The sequence below is a fragment of the Serratia sp. AR11 genome (assembly GCF_056376275.1).
The window spans coordinates 1,336,629-1,357,430 of the sequence record NZ_CM150739.1 but is presented as its reverse complement, the minus strand read 5'-3'; the positions used below and the strand labels follow the sequence as shown (position 1 = coordinate 1,357,430).

Genomic DNA, 20,802 nt, shown 5'->3' with positions numbered 1-20,802 from the left:
TGCGATTAATGCGTCGCGCCACCGACTACTTTCAGGTCGTGTTCAACCTGTAACGCAATAGAAATGGCCAGTTCCAGGGCGAACAATACCGTGGTCGCCGCCATACTCGGTGCGCCAGGGTGTGCGGCAGCCTGTTCAGGCAGATAAGGAATATGAATAAACCCGCCCTTGATTGCCTGCTGGCTGTTTAAACGGTGCAACAGACCGTACATCACATGGTTGCAGACGTAGGTACCGGCCGTTTGCGATACCGAGGCGGGAATACCCGCTTCGCGCATCGAGTCGACCATCGCCTTGATCGGCAGCGTGCTGAAATAGGCCGCCGGGCCGCTTTCAACGATAGGTTCGTCTATCGGTTGCTGCCCCTGATTATCGGGGATACGGGCATCATCGACGTTGATCGCCACCCGTTCGATGGTGATGTCGGTACGTCCTCCGGCCTGGCCGATCGCCAACACCATCACCGGCTGCACTTCATCAATCGCCGCATTCAGGGCTTCCAGCGCCGTACCAAACACGCAGGGCAGTTGGCGTGCAATAATGCGCGCACCGGCCAGTTCCATATCATTGAGTTGCTTTACCACTTCCCACGAAGGATTAACGCGTTCGCCGCCAAAGGGCTCAAAGCCCGTGATCAATACCTTTTGCATGCGTTCTCCTTACAGGAACATCAGGAAATAAAGCAGGAATACGTTGACCAACAGCAGCAGCACCCCGGTCGGGATCTGCGCCTTGATCACCGCATTCTTGTCCGGCAATTCCAGCAACGCCGCCGGTACAATATTAAAGTTAGCAGCCATTGGCGTCATTAGCGTGCCGCAATAGCCGGAAAACATGCCGATGGCCGCCATTACCGCCGGATTACCGCCGTGCTGCAACACCAGGATCGGAATACCGATACCGGCGGTGACGATAGGGAAAGCCGCAAAGGCGTTGCCCATAATCATGGTCAACAGCGCCATGCCGATGGCATAAACCGCCACCGCTATAAAGCGGTTATCGACCGCCAGATACTCCTGGGTCAGATGAGAAATGGCCGTACCGACACCGGCAGTGGTAAACAGCAGGCCCAGCGTGGCAAGGATTTGCGGCAAAATAAACGCCCAGCCGATAGAGTCCAGCAGCCGACGCGCTTCCTGGACCGGCTGTAGCGCTTTTTCGTGGGTCATTTTCACCGCGATAACCAGGCCAAGCAAACAGCCGACGGTCATCGAGAACAGGGTAATCAGGGTGGCGTGGTTGCCGCTGCCGAAGACCGCGGTTTGCAGCGCCGGAATATTATTGAACAACAGCACGCCAACCACCGTTACCACCGGGATCGCCAGCGCAGGAATAAACAGCCGGTTGCCCAGGCGTTTGGCGCTCTCTTCACGCTGCTGTGGGGTACGTTGGTGATAGCTGCCCAAACGTACGCCGCCGAAACCGGCGATCAACGCCATGATCACCACCACCACACCGACGATGATATGCAGCATGCGTTTCTCATTGCTGCCCTCACCCAGCACGTCGCCCAACAGGCTATAGGTCCAGTCACCGACCAGGAAAATCAGGCCGTACAGCGCCCAGAACAGACCCGTGGTGACGCGGCGCGGGTTGGCGCGATCGCGGAAAGACATCACCGCCACGATCAACAGCACCACGCCCGCCAGCCAGTAGAGATATTGTTGTTGGAAAGTCATTGGGCATCTCCTTTGGCCTGCAGCGCCGCCTGGTTGAGCTGCGAAAGTTCGGCACTGAGCTGTTTATCCATCCGGTAAAGCCGGAATGCATGGATCAGGAAGGCAAAGATGGCGGTAGGAATGCCCCACAAGGCGATATGCAGCGGTTCGGTCTGGATGCCGCCGGATTCCAGCATAAAGTTGTGCATGAAGATGATCGCGCCGAAGGCGACAAAAATATCTTCGCCAAAGAACAACCCAACGTTATCCGTGGCGGCAGACATCGCCCGCAGGCGGTGGCGCGTACGCTCCGGCAGCTCGCCGTAACGGTTTTCCGCTGCCCCTTCGGCCATCGGTGCCAACAGTGGGCGCACCATTTGCGGATGCCCCCCCAGGCTGGTCAGCCCCATGGCAGCGGTAATTTCACGCACGAACAGATAGACGATCAGCAAGCGGCCGGCGGTGGCACTTTTGATCTTGGCGATCCACGCCTGCGCACGCTCTTTTAGCCCGTGACGTTCCAGCAGACCTATTACTGCCAATGGCAGCAGCAGGATCAGCGGCAGGTTACGGGTATTGAGGAAGCCTTCACCCAGTTTTTCCAGGATCGTATCCAGCGGCATCAGCGCTGCCAGCCCGGTGATAATGCCGGCGGCAATCACCACCAGCACAGGGTTAAAGCGTAAAACAAATCCAACCACGATGGCGGCGATGCCAATCAGTGGCCAGAGGTTAACGGCCTGTTCCATAGTATTCCCTCGGTAATTTCTAATAGTTTTTGTTGTGTTGTGTGTTGTGTATGTACTGCCTTACTGAGCGCTGACGCTGATGCCTTCCACGGCAAAACGTTCGCGCAGCGTGCGCGCATATTCCAGCGCATGTTCACCGTCGCCGTGCAGGCAGACGGTTTCGGCCTGAACGGCGGCCCAGGTGCCGCTCAGGGTGCGAACCCGATGATGACGTACCATTTCCAGCGTTTGCGCCAGTGCCAGTTCGTCGCTGGTAATCAGCGCCCCTGGCTGGCCACGCGGTACCAATGTGCCATCGGCCTGGTAGCCGCGATCGGCAAACACTTCCTGCCGTGTCACCAGCCCCTGTTTTTCACCGGCGCGGATCAGCTCACTGCCCGCCAGCCCCACCAGCCGCAGCGTCGGATCGACCGCTTTAACCGCCCTGGCGATAGCCTGCGCCAGTTCCGGCTCCACAGCCGCCTGGTTATACAGCATACCGTGCGGCTTGACGTGGACCATCACCCCGCCTTCGGCACGGGCGATCGCGGCCAATGCACCCAGTTGATATACCACCTGGGCATAGACCGTTTCCGCTGGTAGCTGCATACGGGTACGGCCAAAGTTCTCGCGATCGGGAAAACTCGGGTGCGCACCAATAGCTACGCCGTACTGCAGTGCCCAACGCACCGATTGCCGCATGGTTTGCGCATCCCCGGCGTGGAAACCGCAGGCAATATTGGCCGAGCTGACCAGTTGCAGCAGCGCCTGATCGTTGGCGCAGCCCTCGCCGAGATCGGCATTTAAATCAACGATCATCTAACCCCCAGGCAATCTGTTGGATAAAGTGCTCCTGCTCGACCCTGGCGCGTTGCGCCTCGGCCAAAGTACAGGGAACAAAGTGGATGGCTTCGCCCAGACGGATCTGCGCCAAATGGTAGAGATCGGCCTCGATCACGCAGGCAATACGCGGGTAACCACCGGTAGTCTGTGCATCGGCCATCAGCACAATCGGCTGGCCGTTATGCGGTACCTGCACCACCCCCGGTAACAGACCGTGCGATAACATTTCGCGGTCAGTGGTGCGATTTAATGCGTGGCTGCCGTGCAGACGATAACCCATGCGGTTACTCTGCGGGCTCAGTTGCCAGGCGGTGCGCCAGAAAGCCTCTTTCGCCTCTTCGCTGAATTCATCATATTCCGGCCCCGGTAACGCACGGATGCGGTTGTTGAACAGCGGTTGCTTCACACCAAAACTCTGCTTTGGCAAGGAATGACTTTGCCCCAGCGGCAGGCTGTCACCATCCCGCAGATTACGCCCTTCCAGCCCACCAAAAGCGGCTTTGTTATCGGTGCTGCGCGAGCCGAGCATTTCCGCTACCGCGATGCCGCCACTGATCGCCAGATAGGTGCGCATGCCGCGTTTTGGCGTTTTCAGTATCAGCTGTTGGCCGGCATTCACCGGATAGCGCCAGCCGGTCCACAGTGGTTTGCCATCGAGTTGCGCATCGCAGCCGGCACCGGTCAGAGCGATCCAACCTGACTGAGTAAATTCGGCGCTAAATTGCCCGAGAGTGATTTCCAGCCCGGCGGCGTTGGCAGTATTGCCCACCAGCAGGTTGGCGATCCTCAGGGCAGGTTCGTCAAGCGCCCCACTCTGGCTAACGCCCAGACGACGGAAACCGTTACGGCCCAGATCCTGCACCGTTGTGTAAATGCCCGCACGCAGGATCTTCAGCATACGCCCTCCTTCTGCGGCACAAACCGCACGCTATCACCGGGGCGCAGCAAGGTTGGCGGCATTTCATAGGGATTAAACAGCGCCAAAGGAGTACGGCCAATCAACTGCCAGCCACCGGGGGTGACCAGCGGATAAATCCCGGTCTGGCTGCCGCCGATGCCAACGGAGCCTGCCGCCACCGACAAGCGCGGTTCAGCGCGGCGCGGCGTCGCCAACTTTTCCGGCATGCCGCCCATGTAAGAAAAACCGGGCTGAAAACCGAGGAAATAGACCACGTAGGCCGCCGAGGAGTGGCATTCCACAACCTGCTGCGGCGTCATGCCGGTGTGGCGTGCCACTTCATCCAGGTCGGGGCCGTCCTGACCCCCATAGATCACCGGAATATCCACCTGGCGCGATTCCGGCACCAGGATTTCCTTGCTGTCCCAGCCCTGTTGCAACAGCGTCAGCATTTGTTCTGCGTCGGCCTGCGGCGTATGCAGCAGCAACGTAAGATTGTTCATGCCCGGTATCACTTCACGCACATCGGGATGATGATTCAGTTTTTCGGCCAGCGCCCAGATCCGCTGCTGGCTCGGCAGCGTCACCGGTGGCGACAGCTCAAGCACTACCGCTCTTTCACCTAATAGGTAACATCGTGCTCGTTGCACCCTTTTCTCCTTATTATTATCGCGATGAAAACACAACAGTTATGCGCGACGACGCTCTGGCTGTCAATAGAACAACCTTTGAGAAAATAAGGGATTAGGCTATTAAAAGGATTCAGCCACGGTAAAAACCGGGCTGGATCCTGGGGGGATAATCAGGCGGGGTTGGGGATGTCAATAAAGGTCACGTCAAAGCCATGCTGTTGGGTCAGCCATTCACCGAGCGCCTTAACGCCACCGCGCTCAGTGGCATGGTGCCCGGCGGCAAAGAAGTGAATACCCATTTCGCGCGCGCTGTGGATGGTTTGCTCAGAAACTTCACCGCTGATAAAGGCATCAACGCCAAAGCGTGCGGCGCTGTCGATAAAGCCCTGACCGCCGCCGGTGCACCAGGCTACACGGCGGATATGCGCCGGTGCGTTATCGCCGCAGTGCAACACCGCACGGCCCAGACGGCTCTCGATGCGCTGTTGCAGTTCAATACCGGTCAATGGCTGCTCGAATTCGCCGTGCGGCACCAGCGGCTCCACTTCGCCAATCACCCGGATCCCGAGCAAATGTGCCAACTGCGCGTTGTTACCCAGCACCGGATGCGCGTCCAGCGGCAGATGATAAGCGTACAGGTTGATATCATTACTCAGCAGCGTTTTCAGCCGGTTGCGCTTCATGCCACGCACCGAAGGCGCTTCGTTTTTCCAGAAATAGCCGTGATGCACCACAATGGCGTCCGCCTGATGTGCCACTGCCGCATCCAGCAGCGCCTGACAGGCGGTCACGCCGGTGACGATACGCTGCACGTGCGCTCGCCCTTCCACCTGCAGGCCATTCGGCCCGTAATCCTGAAACGCAGCGGTGTTCAGTTCTGTGTTGATCAACTGTTCCAGATCGAGGTTACGCATAGAGTTCTCTCTTCAATTCAAAATGTCTGCCGGTCGCCCTGTTCCATCAGGATATATTTTACGCCCAGGCTGTTACCCTGTTCCAACTGCTGTTTGATGGTCGCACGCACGTCTTCGCCCTGCTTCAGGCTGGGCTTGATATGGCTGATCACCACCGGGAAATCTTTCAGCGAGCCTTCGCCGCCGCTGTACTGAGTCAGATTCTTCAACTCTTTTTGCAGCCACGCCGGTGTCAGGTGGCCATACAGGTTTTTATCTTCCACCTCATTGGGATAGGAGGTTTCGATAATCATCCCTTTCAACTTTTTCTGCTCAATCAACGGCCCCAGCGCACGCCAGGCGCTATCGAGATTGCGCGACTGCTCAAGTGCGTCCGCTCCGGTATCACCAAAATAGGCGAAAGAGCCGCTGCGATCGGACACCAGCAACATCGAAGAGGGGTAGCGGTCATGACTGAGCGGATACATCACGCCACTCAAACCAGTCATGCCCAGAGTCACGCGCTGCTGTGGCCGTACCGTTTGCAACCGGTAAGTCCCCAGTCGCGAACCGTTGCCGGAATCAGTGAAGTTAGGCCAGGCCTTCCAGTTAAAATAATGATTACGCAGGGTCAAAATGGTATCGACCTGGGCATAGATATTCTTTTTACTGTCTTCCGGCGAACCGATAATCAGCCCGGCCACGTGGTCCAGATGACCATGGCTGATAAAGTAAGCGCCGATTAACTGGCGGAAGATATAGCCCTGCGGGGTATAAGGCGCAGCCAGTTCAGGGGTGACCTGCGGGAAACTGCCCTTTTCCAGCCCTTTGGCGATGCCCGGTAGCAGTGAGCCGGCATCCAGCGCCAGATACTGCGTCTGATTGTCGCTGCGGATCAGGTAGGAGGTCAGATTGCCGCCCCCCACGCCGCCGTCCACGCCCAGCGCCACCACGTCAAAGCCGGCCTGCGCCAGGGCGCAATAGCCGCTCAGGCACAGGGCCAGCACCTTTTTCATCATTATTTCGCTCCTTGCTGTTGCCTTAATATTCCCCGCGCTTCGCCGCTTCAAAGGCCGCCAGCGTCTCCAGCCGCGCCTGTTTGTGGTCGACGATCGGCAGCGGATAATCCAGCACGCGCTGCTGTTGTTCTGCCCAGCGATGGGGTTGATGGATAGCATTGTCCGGTACATCCGCCAGCTCGGGCAACCATTTACGGATAAAAGTGCCTTGCGGATCAAAACGTTCGCCCTGAGTGGTCGGGTTAAAGATGCGGAAGTACGGCGCAGCGTCAGTGCCGGTTGAGGCAGCCCACTGCCAGCCGCCATTATTGGCTGCCAGATCGCCGTCCAATAACTGTGACATGAAATAGCTTTCACCGGCACGCCAGTCGATCAACAAGTCTTTCACCAGAAAGCTGGCGCTGATCATGCGTAATCGGTTGTGCATCCAGCCGGTGGTATTCAATTGGCGCATGGCTGCATCGACAATCGGATAACCGGTCACGCCCTGCTGCCAGGCCTGCAAAAGTTCTTGGTTATCCTGCCAGCGTACCCTATCCGTCCATTCGATAAAGGGACGGTGCTTGCATAACGCGGGATAGGCCACCATCAAATGCCGATAAAACTCGCGCCAGATCAGCTCATTGAGCCAGCCGAAGGCACCGCTGTCATGATTTTCCAGCAGTTGCGGACATTCAGCTCGCAGGCGGTTAAAACATTGGCGCGGCGACAACACGCCAATTGCCAGATAAGGCGACAGGCTGCTGGTCCCGGCAATGGCGGGCAAATCCCGCTGCTCGAGGTAATCCTGCACCTGCTCACGGCAAAAGCTGCGTAGCCGCTGTAGCGCCGCTTCTTCCCCGGCGGGGAAATCCTCGTTCGGCTCTGCCGGCGGATAATCAAATGCCTCTGGGATAGCGGTTACCGGTAATGCGCCGCCTACCCGTGGTTTTGGCGCAGGCAAGGATTGAATGTCGGATTCAGTCAGACGCTGGATAAAGGCTTTACGAAACGGCGTGTAGATTTTGTACATTTCGCCGCTACCGGTCTGCACGCTACCCGGCGGTAACAGCAGGCTGTCATCAAAACCCTGGCAAATCGCCTGCCCGGACAAGCGCTGTTCCAGCCGTTGGTCGCGCTGGCGCTCATTGATTTCGTACTGGCGATTGTAAAACAGCCTATCCACCTGCTGCTGCGCGCAATACGCCGTCAGCCAGTCAACCGAGGCGGCAAAATCATCACACTGGTGGTAGCCAAGCGGAATGCCGCGTTCGGCAAGAGCCTGCTGCACCTGCAGCAGGTTGGCATGGATAAATGCAGCCTGACGGGGGGCCATTTCGTGCTGTCGCCATTGTTGCGGGGTGGCGATAAACACCGCCAGCACGCGGGCGTCGGGATCGCTGCAAGCGGCATGCAACGCTTTGTTGTCGGTAATACGCAGATCGTTACGCAACCAGACCAGATGCGTGGTCATAAAACTCCTTGTCAATTAATGGCCATAACGCAGGCGCAACGCCTCGGGATAGGGCTCGAAATAACGCTGATCGGCCAGATAGCGATCGGGGTATTCGGCCATGTAATGTTTGAGCAGAGTAATCGGCGCCAGCAGCGGCTGCACACCCTGCCGATAGCGGTCGATCAACTGCGCCAGTTCCTGACGCTGCGCGGAACTCAGGTGACTGCGAAAATAACCCTGTACGTGCATCAGCACGTTGGTGTGGTTGCGGCGCGTCGCCTTGTGCGCCAACAGTCTCATCAGACGGCTGCGGTATTCAATGGCGAACGCCTCCAGCGACTCCCATTTATCCACATCAGCCACAAAGCGCCCCAGCTCACGGTATTCCGGCTGTGAGTGCGCCAGCAGCGACAGCTTATAACGGCTGTGGAAGGCGATCAGCCCACCACGAGTCAGCCCCTTGCGCCACAGCATGTTCAACTCATACAAGGCATAAACGCGTTCGACAAAGTTTTCCCGCAGCGTTGCGTCATTCAGGCGTCCGTCTTCTTCCACCGGCAGCCAGGGCATTTGGCGCTGCAGTTCGGCGGTGAACAACCCGACGCCGCTTTTACGCGCGCCTGCACCGCCCTCATCATACAGCCGCACCCGTTCCATGCCGCAGCTTGGCGAATTAGCGCAGACAATGTAGCCGCACAGATGCTGCAAAGCAGCAATACGCTGGGTGGAAAACTGCTGCATCTGGTCGGTCACATCGATACTGTCGTCATTGCTGTAACGCAGCGCGACATGATGTTGTTTTTTGATCAACCGCAGCGCCGGGCGCGGGGTCGACAGGCCGATCGCCATTTCCGGGCAAATCGCCTCAAACCGCACATAGGGCGCCAGTTGTTCCACCGCGAAGGCCAGCCGTTTATGGCCGCCGTCAAAACGCACCTTTTCACCCAGCAGGCAGGCGCTGATCCCGACCGGAATTTTGTCACTCATCATGGGCTCCCGCAGCGTTGGATGATGTTAAAAGTGTAGAGGAATTTCCCTCTCAGGACGAACCTTACCAACACAATGACCGAACCGCGCCCATAAAAAAACCCCCGCTGCGAAGCGAGGGTTTCAGGGGACAACGGCGGCAATCAGTAGAAATCGCAGGCCGCCAGTTCCGCCTGCTGCAGCCAGACCGGTTTATCGCTGGTTTTTGACCAGACGCGGTGCAAATAGCTGTAAAAACGAGCACGGTCACTGCGGAAAAGCATTACCGGTAAAGCCAACACACCTGCCAGGATCACTGCGCTGCGACGCAGGAGAATCCGATGCAATGAATAAGCTGGGTAGATAGACATGCGAACCTCCTTAAAAACGCCCGGCCGTTGATTTGTCTTGCAAACAGCACTGGCGTAAACCATTAAAACGGGATGATTTGGTAACTGGACAAAATTTTAGCGCAATTGATGAAAGTTTACTACTCATCCGACCACTAAACTGGTCAAAAAATCGCAATTAAATGCGTCATCACGTAATTTTGTTACACACAAGTTAATAATTAACTAACCATCGGTTACATTATGGTTATTTACACCCTGTTTACGCAAACCTTCATCTTCACGCCCCCAAACAGGAGTCCAACGGCGCTACGCCCCCCAAAATCGAGGCTAAAAAGCCATTTTCTGCTGTAATTTCAGCCATTTTTATACTTTTTTTACACCGGCCAGCGCTATTTTTTCATCTTCTTTCTACCGCCCTCCCTACACTCGCCTTATCAAAAACTACACCTCTGGAGGTGTCCTGTGAGTATCAGCGTTATTGGTGGTGCGCTGTTGGTCCTGCTGCTGTTGGGCTATCTGGTTTATGCCCTGTTCAATGCGGAGGATTTCTGATGGCAGCTTCAGCCTTTTTATTGATTGCCAGCTTTATGCTGGTGCTTTTGCTGCTGGCCCGGCCGTTAGGCAGTTTCCTGGCGCGCCTGATCGAAGGTGAACCTTTACCCGCGCTGCGTCGGGTGGAGGCCGCCGTCTGGCGTTGCTGTGGCAATACCACCGCTGAAATGAACTGGTGGCAGTATGCGCTGGCAATCTTGTGGTTCAACCTGCTCGGCCTGGCGCTGCTGTTTGCGCTGCTGATGACGCAAGGCTCGTTGCCGCTAAACCCGCAGGGTTTCCCCGGTCTGTCATGGGATCTGGCGTTCAATACTGCCGTCAGCTTTGTCACCAACACCAACTGGCAGGCCTACAGCGGTGAAAGCACCCTCAGCTACCTCAGCCAGATGGCCGGGCTGGCAGTGCAGAACTTCCTGTCTGCCGCTACCGGTATCGCCGTGGCCTTTGCGTTGATTCGTGCCTTCACCCGCCGTTCCAGCGCCACCATAGGTAATGCCTGGATCGACGTGTTCCGTATAACGCTGTACGTGTTGCTGCCGATCTCGCTGCTGATCGCGCTGTTCTTCGTCAGCCAGGGCACGCTGCAAAACTTCCTGCCTTACCTGCATATCAGCACGCTGGAAGGCGCGCAGCAGACGCTGCCAATGGGGCCGGTTGCCTCTCAGGAAGCGATCAAGATGCTCGGCACCAACGGCGGCGGCTTCTTCGGCGTCAACTCGGCTCATCCGTTCGAAAACCCGACCGTACTGACCAACTTTGTGCAGATGTTGGCGATCTTCCTGATCCCTTGTGCGCTGTGCTTTTCCTTCGGCCAGGTGGCCGGTGAGAACCGTCAGGGCCATGCGCTGATCTGGGCGATGTCGCTGATCTTCGTGGTGGCCGTCGTAGTGGTGATGTACGCCGAGCTGGCCGGTAACCCGCATCTGAGCGAATTGGGCAGTGCCAGCAATATCAATATGGAAGGCAAGGAATCGCGCTTTGGCATTCTCGCCACCAGCATGTTCTCGGTGGTCACCACCGCAGCGTCCTGTGGGGCCGTCAACGCCATGCATGACTCCTTCACCGCGCTGGGCGGCATGGTGCCCATGTGGCTGATGCAGATTGGTGAAGTGGTGTTCGGCGGCGTCGGTTCCGGCCTGTACGGCATGCTGCTGTTCGTGCTGCTGACGGTGTTTATCGCCGGGTTGATGATTGGGCGTACCCCGGAATATCTGGGCAAAAAAATCGACGTCTATGACATGAAAATGACCGCGCTGGCGATCCTGGTCACGCCGACCCTGGTGTTGCTGGGCAGCGCACTGGCCATCTCTACCGACGTAGGCCGCGCCGGCATTCTTAACCCGGGTGCGCACGGTTTCAGCGAAGTGCTGTATGCCCTGTCCTCCGCCGCCAATAACAACGGCAGCGCCTTTGGTGGGCTGAGCGTCAACACGCCGTTCTACAACCTGCTGTTGGCCTTTGCCATGTTCGTCGGCCGCTTCGGGGTGATCCTGCCGGTGCTGGCAATTGCCGGTTCGCTGTGCGCCAAGAAACGCCAGCCTGCGGGCAACGGGACCTTGCCAACCTACGGGCCGTTGTTTATCGGCCTGCTGGTCGGCACCGTGCTGCTGGTGGGCGCATTAACCTTCGTGCCTGCGCTGGCGCTGGGACCGGTGGCTGAGCATTTGCAACTTTGGCTGACCAAATAACCGACGCATTCCCGTCGCCTTTCGAGCCGCAGCGTTGTTACCTGCACTCGCTCACCCCAGTTACTTACTCAAGTAAGCGCCTGGGGATGAGCGAGTTGGTCGCCTAGCTGCAGCTCGAAATCCATAGGGAATGAAATAGGAAGAGAGAATAAAAGATGACTCGCAAACAACGCGCGCTGTTTGAACCGGCACTGGTCCGTACCGCGCTGATCGATGCGCTGAAAAAGCTGGATCCGCGTACCCAGTGGCGTAACCCGGTGATGTTCGTGGTGTATATCGGCAGCATTCTGACCACGGCCATCTGGCTGGCGATCCTCGCCAAACAGACCGACGGCAGCGCCGCCTTTACCGGCAGCATTGCCATGTGGCTGTGGTTCACCGTGCTGTTCGCCAACTTTGCCGAAGCGCTGGCCGAAGGGCGCAGCAAAGCTCAGGCGGAAAGCCTGAGAGGCACCAAGAAAACCAGTTGGGCGAAGAAACTGGCCGGACCGCGCCGTGAGGGTGCCACCGAGAAAGTCTCCGCCGAGAGCCTGCGCAAGGGTGACGTGGTGCTGGTCGAGGCCGGTGACACCATTCCCTGCGACGGCGAAGTGCTGGAAGGCGGTGCATCGGTGGATGAAAGCGCCATTACCGGTGAGTCCGCACCGGTGATCCGTGAGTCCGGCGGCGACTTCTCATCGGTCACCGGCGGAACCCGCGTGCTGTCCGACTGGCTGGTAGTGCAGTGTAGCGTCAACCCGGGCGAAACCTTCCTTGATCGGATGATCGCCATGGTGGAAGGCGCAAAACGCCGCAAAACCCCGAACGAGGTGGCGCTGACCATTCTGCTGGTGGCGCTGACCCTGGTGTTCGTGCTGGCGACCGCTACGCTGTTCCCGTTCTCGCAATACAGCGTCGACGCCGCCAACGGCGGTTCGGTGGTCAGTATCACCGTATTGGTGGCCCTGCTGGTCTGCCTGATCCCGACCACCATCGGTGGTCTGCTGTCCGCCATCGGCGTGGCCGGGATGAGCCGGATGCTGGGCGCCAACGTCATCGCCACCAGTGGCCGTGCGGTGGAAGCCGCCGGTGACGTGGATGTACTGCTGCTGGATAAGACCGGTACCATCACGCTGGGTAACCGTCAGGCATCCGAATTTCTGCCGGCACCGGGAGTGAAAGAACAGGAACTGGCCGACGCCGCGCAGCTATCTTCACTGGCGGATGAAACGCCGGAAGGCCGCAGCATTGTGGTACTGGCCAAACAGCGCTTTAATCTGCGCGAACGTGACCTGCAGGCGCTGAACGCTACCTTCGTGCCCTTCTCTGCCCAAACGCGCATGAGCGGCGTCAACGTGCAGGACCGCATGATCCGTAAAGGCGCAGTGGATGCCATTCGCCGTCACGTGGAGTCCAATCAGGGCCACTTCCCGCAGGCGGTAGACGACCTGGTGGCCAGCGTGGCACGCACCGGTGGTACGCCGCTGGTGGTGGCCGAAGGGCCACGGGTGCTGGGGGTGGTGGCGCTGAAGGATATCGTCAAAGGCGGTATCAAAGAACGCTTTGTCGAACTGCGCAAAATGGGCATCAAAACGGTGATGATCACCGGCGATAACCCACTGACCGCTGCCGCCATTGCCGCCGAAGCCGGGGTGGATGACTTCCTGTCGGAAGCGACGCCGGAAGCCAAGCTGGCGTTGATCCGCCAATACCAGGCTGAAGGCCGTCTGGTGGCGATGACCGGCGACGGCACCAACGACGCCCCGGCGCTGGCACAGGCCGACGTGGCGGTGGCGATGAACTCGGGTACCCAGGCCGCCAAAGAGGCGGGCAACATGGTCGATCTGGACTCCAACCCGACCAAGCTGATTGAAGTGGTGCATATCGGTAAACAGATGCTGATGACGCGCGGTTCGCTGACCACGTTCAGTATTGCCAACGACGTGGCCAAGTATTTCGCCATCATCCCGGCGGCGTTCGCGGCAACCTATCCACAGTTGAACGCGCTGAACGTGATGCATCTGCACTCCCCCGCTTCCGCCATTATGTCGGCGGTTATTTTCAACGCCCTGGTGATCGTGTTCCTGATCCCGCTGGCGCTGAAAGGGGTGAGTTACAAGCCAATGAGCGCCGCTGCGCTGCTGCGTCGTAACCTGTGGCTTTATGGCGTGGGCGGTCTGCTGGTGCCCTTTGTCGGTATCAAGCTGATCGACCTGCTCCTGGTCGCGCTGCATATCGCCGGTTAATCATTAAGAGGAAATGAAAATGTCTTATTTACGACCTTCACTGGTGATGTTGATCCTGCTGACGTTGATTACCGGTATCGCCTACCCGCTGCTGACCACCGGGCTGTCGCAGCTGTTGTTCTCCGGCGCGGCCAACGGCTCGCTGCTGTACCAGGGCGACAAAGTGGTAGGTTCGGCGTTAATCGGCCAAAGCTTTACCAAACCCGAGTATTTCTGGGGCCGCCCTTCTGCCACCGCTGATTCGGCCTATAATGCCATGGCGTCTGCCGGTAGCAATCTGGCCGCCACCAACCCGGCGCTGGATAAAGCCATAGCCGAGCGTGCGGCACAGCTGCGCCAGGCTAATCCGGCAATGAAAGGCCCGATCCCGGTCGATCTGCTGACCGCGTCCGGTAGCGGTCTGGATCCGCAGATCTCTCTTGCGGCGGCACAGTATCAACTGGCGCGGGTGGCTGCGGCGCGCCAACTGGCACCGGAGCAAATCGCCAAACTGATTGATGAAAGCACCGATCAGGCCACCCCCAACTTTATGGGTGAGTCGGTGGTGAACGTGCTGAAATTGAATCTGGCACTCGACGCATTGAAATAATGCCCCGCGTGTTAAAGGATAAGTAACGGGTCCGGCGTGCCGGACCCGCTTTACGTTGCTGCAAAAAGGAACTCCGATGGTGGAAGAGGAACAACAGCGCCCCGACCCTGACAGCCTGCTGGCGCTGGCCAATGAAAAGCCCCGTGGCCGCCTGAAGGTGTTCTTCGGCGCTTGTGCCGGGGTAGGCAAAACCTACGCCATGCTGCAGGAAGCCCAGCGGCTGCGTGCCCAGGGGCTGAACGTGCTGGTCGGCGTAGTGGAAACCCATGGCCGCAGCGAAACCGCCGCGCTGCTGGGCGGGCTGGATTTGCTGGCGCAAAAGCGCATTCAGTATCGCGGCAGAATGGTACAAGAGTTTGATCTCGACGCCGCATTGGCTCGCCACCCGGCATTGATCCTGATGGACGAGCTGGCGCACAGCAACGCCCATGGCTCGCGCCATCCGAAACGCTGGCAGGATGTCGAAGAGCTGCTGGATGCCGGTATCGACGTGCTGACCACCGTCAACGTACAACATCTGGAAAGCCTGAACGACGTGGTCGGCGGCGTGACCGGGGTGCGGGTACGTGAAACCGTGCCCGATCACGTGTTCGACGAAGCCACCGAGGTGGTGCTGGTTGACCTGCCGCCGGACGATCTGCGCCAGCGTCTGAATGAAGGCAAGGTGTATATCCCCGGTCAGGCCGAACGTGCCATCGAGCACTTTTTCCGTAAGGGCAATCTGATTGCCCTGCGCGAACTGGCATTGCGCCGCACCGCCGATCGGGTCGATGACCAGATGCGCGCCTTCCGCGACACTCAGGGGCGTGAACGCGTATGGCACACCCGCGACAGTATCCTGCTGTGCGTCGGCCATAACAGCGGCAACGAGAAACTGGTGCGTATCGCCGCCCGCCTGGCGGCCCGGCTGGGCTGCCACTGGCACGCAGTCTATGTCGAAACGCCCAAATTGCACCGTTTACCGGAGAGCCAGCGCCGGGCAATTTTGCGAGCGCTGCGGCTGGCGCAGGAGTTGGGTGCCGAAACCGCTACCCTGTCCGAACCTGATGAAGAACGCGCGGTGCTGCGTTACGCCCGTGAGCACAACCTGGGCAAAATCATTATCGGTCGTCGCAGCGAACAGCGCTGGAAACTACGCGGCAGCTTTGCCGATCGCCTCGGCAAGTTGGGTCCGGACCTCGATCTGGTGATTGTCGCGCTGGAAAACGACAGCCCCCCGCAGCCAGGCAAAGAACACGACAGCCGCAACTTTGGCGAGAAATGGCGTATGCAACTGCGTGGCTGTGCCGTCGCCGTCGCACTCTGCGCCCTGATCACTCTGCTGTCCCAGTGGCTGCTGCCGGGCTTCGATCAGGCCAATCTGGTGATGGTTTACCTGCTTGGCGTGGCCATTGTCGCGCTGTTCTTCGGCCGCTGGCCGTCGGTGCTGGCGGCGGTGATCAACGTCGCCAGTTTTGACCTGTTTTTCGTCCAGCCGGAATGGTCGTTTGCCGTCAGCGATATGCAATATCTGCTGACCTTCGGCGTGATGCTGACGGTCGGCATCACTATCGGTAACCTGACCGCCGGCGTACGTTATCAGGCGCGGGTGGCGCGCTACCGCGAACAGCGGGCTCGTCATCTGTATGAGATCTCCCGCGGGCTGAGCCAGGCGCTGACCACCGAAGACATCGCCAAAACCAGCCGCCACTTCCTCTCCAGCAGTTTCCAGGCCAAAACCGTGCTGCTGCTGCCACAGGAAGACGGCAAGCTGCAGCAAATGGTCGGGGAAACCGGCGGACTGCTGTCGGTAGATGAGGCTATTGCGCGCTGGAGTTTCGACAAGGGCATGCCGGCCGGAGCCGGTACCGATACCCTGCCCGGCGTTCCCTATCAACTGTTGCCGTTAGCCACGTCGAAACAAACCTTTGGCCTGTTGGCCATCGAGCCCAGCAACCTGCGTCAGCTGATGGTGCCGGAACAACAGCGGCTGCTACAGACTTTTGCGGTATTGATTGCCAGCGCGCTGGAACGCTTGCATTTGGCGCGCAGCGCCGAGGAAGCAAAACTGGACGCCGAACGCGAACAACTGCGCAACTCGCTGCTGGCGGCGCTGTCCCACGATTTACGCACTCCGCTGACGGTGCTGTTCGGCCAAGCGGAAATTCTGACGCTCGATCTGGCGGCGGAAGGCTCCAACCATGCGACCCAGGCCAGTCAGATCCGCCAGCAGGTGCTGAGCACCACCCGGCTGGTGAACAACCTGCTGGATATGGCGCGCATTCAATCCGGCGGTTTCAACCTGCGCAAAGAGTGGCAATCGCTGGAAGAGATCGTCGGCGCATCGCTGCATATGCTGGAGCCGCTGATGACTCAGCATCAAATCAAGGTTGAGCTACCGGCGGAGCTGGTATTGGTTAATTGCGACGGCAGCCTGCTGGAGCGCGTGTTCACTAACCTGTTGGAAAATGCCAATAAATATGCCGGCTACGATGCTACTATCGGTATTCGTGCCCATACTCTGCCAGAGTGGCTGGAAGTCGAAGTCTGGGACGATGGGCCGGGCATTCCCGAAGGGAAAATGCAGCTTATTTTCGATAAATTTTCTCGCGGCAATAAAGAGTCGGCGATCCCCGGCGTGGGTTTGGGGTTAGCGATTTGCCGTGCCATTATTGAAGTGCACGGTGGCCGCATCTGGGCCGAAAACGGTGCCAACGGCGGTGCCAGTTTCCGCTTTGTGCTACCGCTGGAGAAACCGCCAGAAATAGACAGCGAAGCCTTTGATCTTTAATCAAGTCCCGGGAGTCTTGTGAGCAACACGCCAACCAATATTCTGATTGTTGAAGATGAAAAAGAGATCCGGCGTTTCGTCCGTACCGCCCTGGAAAGTGAAGGCCTGCGGGTGTTTGAAAGCGAAACGCTGCAACGCGGGCTGATTGAAGCCGGCACGCGTAAACCGGATCTGATTATTCTCGATTTGGGGTTGCCGGACGGCGACGGGCTTAACTATATCCGCGATTTACGCCAATGGAGCGCCATTCCGGTGATCGTGTTGTCGGCACGCAACGCTGAGGAAGACAAAATCGCCGCGCTGGACGCCGGGGCGGATGACTATCTCAGTAAGCCATTTGGTATTGGCGAATTGCTGGCGCGCGTGCGGGTCGCGTTGCGACGTCATTCCGGTAGCCTGCAGGAAAGCCCGTTGGTCAGCTTCTCAGAAATCACCGTAGATCTGATTAATCGCCGGGTGCTGCGCCAGGGGGAAGATTTGCATCTGACGCCAATAGAGTTTCGACTGCTGGCCGAGTTGCTGGCCAACTCCGGCAAGGTGTTGACCCAGCGGCAGCTTCTTAGCCACGTGTGGGGGCCGAACTACGTCGAACACAGCCATTATCTGCGAATTTATATGGGCCATCTGCGGCAGAAACTGGAGGCCGACCCGGCCCGGCCAAAACACTTGCTGACCGAAACCGGCGTCGGTTACCGCTTTATGCCTTGAAGTTAATGGGCGCAGCATGCGGCGCCCCTACTGTTGTGGGCCTTTCTTCAACCCTATCATAAATTCCTTGAACGCTTCGCGCAGCGGTGCAAATACCGGATGCTTGCGGTTTTCGATCATCACTTCGGAAAACAGTTTCAGGCCAACGGCAAAGGCCGCGCTGTTGTTCTCGCCAAAGTTCAGATCTTCACGCGCTTTGATGCGCTCAACGATGCCAAGAATGTCGTCGTGGTTTTCTACTTCAAAACTCAGTGGCGCTTTATCGACCGGCTCGCCTTTGCGATCGCTCAGGGCTTCAACGGTGATGCGGAAACGGTGGCCTGGCATTATTCATTCTCCTGTGCCGTCGGGGTAATGTTCATTTCGCTTTCAATCGCCGCCACGGCGGTCAGCAACGCAGCATTGATGCGTTCCACCTGCTGCGCGGAAAGATCGGCACGCATCACGTTGCCGCGTAACAAACTGCGCAGGCGGTTCATGGCATCAGAGATGCCCTCTGCCAGATTGCCGTAATGATGATGACCGCGATCGGCACCTGCCAAACGGGCCAGGATCACGTCGACAACGGCCTGGTGCTTTTGTAATTCATTCTGGCCCAGTTCGGTGATTTGATAACTTTTGCGGCCGTTGCTGCTGGTGATTGGCTCGAGGAAATCCTGTTCTTCCAACAGCGTCAGGGTCGGGTAAATCACCCCCGGGCTTGGCACGTACAGACCGGAAGAAGCCTCATCAATGGCCTTGATCAGTTCATAACCGTGGCTCGGTTTGCGTGCCACCAGCGCCAACAGCACCAACCGCAGGTCCCCATGTTCAAACATGCGGTGACGGCCACCACGACCGCCGCGTCCGCCCCGGCCATGCTCTTCGCCGTGATCGCCGCCAAAGTGATGACGTCCGCCGCGGCGGCGATGATGATGACAGTGCCCTTCTTCGCGGTCAGGATGGCAACCATGACGACGGTGTGAATCTAAACGGTGAAACATAGCTATACCTCTCAATAGATAGTTAGTTGACGAGGTGGTTTAGATATATCTAAACGACTTCGATATAGCTAATCTAGATCGATATATCTAAATGCGCAAGCGCTGTTCGTAAAATAGATATATCTAAATTGCAGGCATAAAAAAAGCGCTGTAAAAACAGCGCTTTCATCGGAAATGGCGAAAAATTACTTGGCGGAAGCCAGCACTGCGCTGACGATTTCGACCGCTTCGTGCTCGATCTTTTCGCGATGTTCGGCCCCCAGGAAGCTCTCACAATAAATCTTGTAAGCCTCTTCGGTACCGGAAGGACGCGCTGCGAACCAGCCATTGTCAGTCATCACTTTCAGGCCGCCAATGGATGCGCCATTGCCCGGTGCTGCGGTCAGACGTGCGGTGATCGGATCACCCGCCAGGGTATCGGCCTTGACCATTTCCGGTGACAGCTTGGACAACGCGGCTTTCTGCGCTGAGGTTGCCGGCGCCTGAATGCGGTTGTAGCTCGGTGCGCCAAAGCGTTTGGCCAGATCTTCGTAGTGATTTTGTGGGTTTTCACCGGTGACTGCGGTGATTTCCGCCGCCAACAGACACATAATCATGCCGTCTTTATCGGTAGACCAAGGCTTGCCGTTGAAACGCAAGAAAGATGCCCCAGCGCTCTCTTCACCGCCAAAGCCCAGGCTGCCATCGTACAAGCCGTCGACAAACCATTTGAAGCCCACCGGCACTTCCACCAGTTTACGGCCCAGAGAGGCGACCACGCGGTCAATCATTGCACTGGAAACCAGCGTTTTGCCCACCGCCACATCGGCGCCCCACTGTGGACGATGCTGGAACAGGTAGTTGATGGACACCGCCAGATAATGGTTCGGGTTCATCAGGCCCTTCGGCGTAACAATGCCGTGGCGGTCGTAATCCGGGTCGTTGGCGAACGCCAGATCGAACTTGTCACGCAGCGCCAGCAAACCACCCATCGCCGGCACTGACGAACAGTCCATGCGGATCACGCCGTCGTGGTCCAGGTGCATAAAGCGGAAGGTCTGATCGATAGAGTCGTTCACCAGCGTCAGATCCAGCTTGTAATGCTCGGCAATACGCTGCCAGTAGGCAATGCCGGAACCGCCAAGCGGATCGACGCCTAACTTCAGGCCGGCACGCTGGATAGCAGGCATATCGACAATATCCACCAACCCTTCGACGTACGGCTGCACCAGATCTTGTGCGTGTACGCGGCCGCTGTTCCAGGCCTTGTCCAATGACTGACGCTGAACGCCTTGCAGCTGCAAAGACAGCAGTTCATTGGCGCGCTTTTCAATCACCGAGGTCAGATTGGTGTCGGCCGGGCCGCCGTTGGTCGGGTTATATTTGATGCCACCGTCTTCCGGGGGATTGTGAGACGGGGTAATAACGATGCCGTCGGCCAATGCCCCACCGTTGCGGTTATGGCACAAAATGGCATGCGATACCGCAGGGGTTGGCGTGAAGCCGTTATTTTCCTGCACGACAACATCGACGCCATTGGCGGTCAACACTTCCAGCACAGAAATAAAGGCAGGCTCGGACAGCGCATGAGTGTCTTTACCCACGTAGCATGGGCCGGTCACCCCTTGCTGATGGCGGACTTCCGCAATCGCCTGCGCAATAGCGAGAATGTGGTTTTCATTAAAGCTATGACGCAGAGCGCTGCCGCGGTGGCCCGAAGTGCCGAACTTCACCGCGTGTGCTGCATTGCCCGCTTCAGGTTGCAGTACATAGTACTGCGACGTCAGCTGGGCTACGTTGATCAAATCGCTTTGCTGAGCCGGCTGCCCGGCACGTGGATTATTCGCCATCGACATATCTCCCTATCCCTGTCCTGCGGCCTG

20 protein-coding genes are annotated in these 20,802 nt (G+C 58.1%); 6 read left to right on the top strand and 14 right to left on the bottom strand.

The window, feature by feature from the left end; genetic code table 11:
* Positions 1-5: 5 nt before the first annotated feature.
* The 11 genes from pcp to ACSOSI_RS06395 form a co-directional block, all read right to left on the bottom strand.
* Positions 6-650 (bottom strand): pyroglutamyl-peptidase I, encoded by a 645-nt coding sequence (pcp, locus tag ACSOSI_RS06445; RefSeq protein ID WP_135344549.1) that lies wholly within the window; start codon positions 648-650, stop codon positions 6-8.
* Positions 651-659: 9 nt separating this feature from the next.
* Positions 660-1,679, bottom strand: a complete 1,020-nt coding sequence (locus ACSOSI_RS06440; RefSeq protein ID WP_012005695.1) for a DUF979 domain-containing protein — start codon at positions 1,677-1,679, stop codon at positions 660-662.
* The gene (locus ACSOSI_RS06435) at positions 1,676-2,407 is read right to left on the bottom strand and encodes a DUF969 domain-containing protein (RefSeq protein ID WP_012005694.1); all 732 of its coding nucleotides are present in this window, start codon (positions 2,405-2,407) and stop codon (positions 1,676-1,678) included. Before ACSOSI_RS06435 ends, ACSOSI_RS06440 begins: the two co-directional genes overlap by 4 nt.
* 60 nt (positions 2,408-2,467) lie before the next feature.
* Positions 2,468-3,205: a 5-oxoprolinase subunit PxpA gene (gene pxpA / locus ACSOSI_RS06430; RefSeq protein ID WP_135344551.1), complete on the bottom strand. Its 738-nt coding sequence runs from the start codon at positions 3,203-3,205 to the stop codon at positions 2,468-2,470.
* Entirely contained in the window at positions 3,195-4,127 is a 933-nt protein-coding gene (gene pxpC / locus ACSOSI_RS06425; protein ID WP_261130806.1) for a 5-oxoprolinase subunit PxpC, read from the bottom strand. The genes pxpA and pxpC overlap by 11 nt, the downstream gene beginning before the upstream one ends.
* Positions 4,121-4,777, bottom strand: coding sequence for a 5-oxoprolinase subunit PxpB (gene pxpB / locus ACSOSI_RS06420; RefSeq protein WP_012005691.1), 657 nt, complete (start codon positions 4,775-4,777; stop codon positions 4,121-4,123). The genes pxpC and pxpB overlap by 7 nt, the downstream gene beginning before the upstream one ends.
* A 152-nt stretch (positions 4,778-4,929) precedes the next feature.
* Complete coding sequence (locus ACSOSI_RS06415; protein ID WP_012005690.1) at positions 4,930-5,673, bottom strand: type 2 GTP cyclohydrolase I; 744 nt, start codon at positions 5,671-5,673, stop codon at positions 4,930-4,932.
* Positions 5,674-5,690: 17 nt separating this feature from the next.
* A complete protein-coding gene (locus ACSOSI_RS06410; RefSeq protein ID WP_012005689.1) occupies positions 5,691-6,671 on the bottom strand; it encodes an MBL fold metallo-hydrolase in 981 nt (326 codons plus the stop codon).
* 22 nt (positions 6,672-6,693) lie between these two features.
* Positions 6,694-8,124 (bottom strand): deoxyribodipyrimidine photo-lyase, encoded by a 1,431-nt coding sequence (gene phrB, locus ACSOSI_RS06405; RefSeq protein ID WP_476706717.1) that lies wholly within the window; start codon positions 8,122-8,124, stop codon positions 6,694-6,696.
* A gap of 15 nt (positions 8,125-8,139) precedes the next feature.
* Positions 8,140-9,093 (bottom strand): YbgA family protein, encoded by a 954-nt coding sequence (locus tag ACSOSI_RS06400; protein WP_261138247.1) that lies wholly within the window; start codon positions 9,091-9,093, stop codon positions 8,140-8,142.
* Between the two features lie 143 nt (positions 9,094-9,236).
* Positions 9,237-9,443 (bottom strand): YbfA family protein, encoded by a 207-nt coding sequence (locus ACSOSI_RS06395; RefSeq protein WP_012005686.1) that lies wholly within the window; start codon positions 9,441-9,443, stop codon positions 9,237-9,239.
* A gap of 444 nt (positions 9,444-9,887) precedes the next feature.
* On the opposite strand from ACSOSI_RS06395, the gene ACSOSI_RS06390 reads away from it, so the two are divergent.
* The 6 genes from ACSOSI_RS06390 to kdpE all read left to right on the top strand — a co-directional run bounded on the left by ACSOSI_RS06390 (position 9,888) and on the right by kdpE (position 17,957).
* On the top strand, positions 9,888-9,977 hold the full coding sequence (locus ACSOSI_RS06390; protein WP_004949718.1) for a K(+)-transporting ATPase subunit F: 90 nt from the start codon (positions 9,888-9,890) through the stop codon (positions 9,975-9,977).
* Positions 9,977-11,665: a potassium-transporting ATPase subunit KdpA gene (gene kdpA / locus ACSOSI_RS06385; RefSeq protein WP_012005685.1), complete on the top strand. Its 1,689-nt coding sequence runs from the start codon at positions 9,977-9,979 to the stop codon at positions 11,663-11,665. The genes ACSOSI_RS06390 and kdpA overlap by 1 nt, the downstream gene beginning before the upstream one ends.
* Positions 11,666-11,820: 155 nt before the next feature.
* Entirely contained in the window at positions 11,821-13,890 is a 2,070-nt protein-coding gene (gene kdpB, locus ACSOSI_RS06380) for a potassium-transporting ATPase subunit KdpB (RefSeq protein WP_012005684.1), read from the top strand.
* Between the two features lie 19 nt (positions 13,891-13,909).
* Positions 13,910-14,479, top strand: a complete 570-nt coding sequence (gene kdpC, locus ACSOSI_RS06375) for a potassium-transporting ATPase subunit KdpC (RefSeq protein WP_476706716.1) — start codon at positions 13,910-13,912, stop codon at positions 14,477-14,479.
* A gap of 76 nt (positions 14,480-14,555) precedes the next feature.
* A complete protein-coding gene (kdpD, locus tag ACSOSI_RS06370; protein ID WP_012005682.1) occupies positions 14,556-17,249 on the top strand; it encodes a two-component system sensor histidine kinase KdpD in 2,694 nt (897 codons plus the stop codon).
* Between the two features lie 18 nt (positions 17,250-17,267).
* Complete coding sequence (kdpE, locus tag ACSOSI_RS06365; protein ID WP_012005681.1) at positions 17,268-17,957, top strand: two-component system response regulator KdpE; 690 nt, start codon at positions 17,268-17,270, stop codon at positions 17,955-17,957.
* 27 nt (positions 17,958-17,984) lie between these two features.
* Here the strand turns inward: kdpE and ACSOSI_RS06360 are convergent, their stop codons facing one another.
* The 3 genes from ACSOSI_RS06360 to pgm form a co-directional block, all read right to left on the bottom strand.
* On the bottom strand, positions 17,985-18,284 hold the full coding sequence (locus ACSOSI_RS06360; RefSeq protein WP_368460220.1) for a DUF3861 domain-containing protein: 300 nt from the start codon (positions 18,282-18,284) through the stop codon (positions 17,985-17,987).
* Positions 18,284-18,940 carry a PadR family transcriptional regulator gene (locus tag ACSOSI_RS06355; RefSeq protein ID WP_476706715.1) on the bottom strand — a complete coding sequence of 219 codons (657 nt, stop codon included), beginning with the start codon at positions 18,938-18,940 and terminating at the stop codon, positions 18,284-18,286. The genes ACSOSI_RS06360 and ACSOSI_RS06355 overlap by 1 nt, the downstream gene beginning before the upstream one ends.
* Before the next feature lie 185 nt (positions 18,941-19,125).
* Positions 19,126-20,769: a phosphoglucomutase (alpha-D-glucose-1,6-bisphosphate-dependent) gene (pgm, locus tag ACSOSI_RS06350; protein ID WP_259190725.1), complete on the bottom strand. Its 1,644-nt coding sequence runs from the start codon at positions 20,767-20,769 to the stop codon at positions 19,126-19,128.
* Positions 20,770-20,802: the final 33 nt, after the last annotated feature.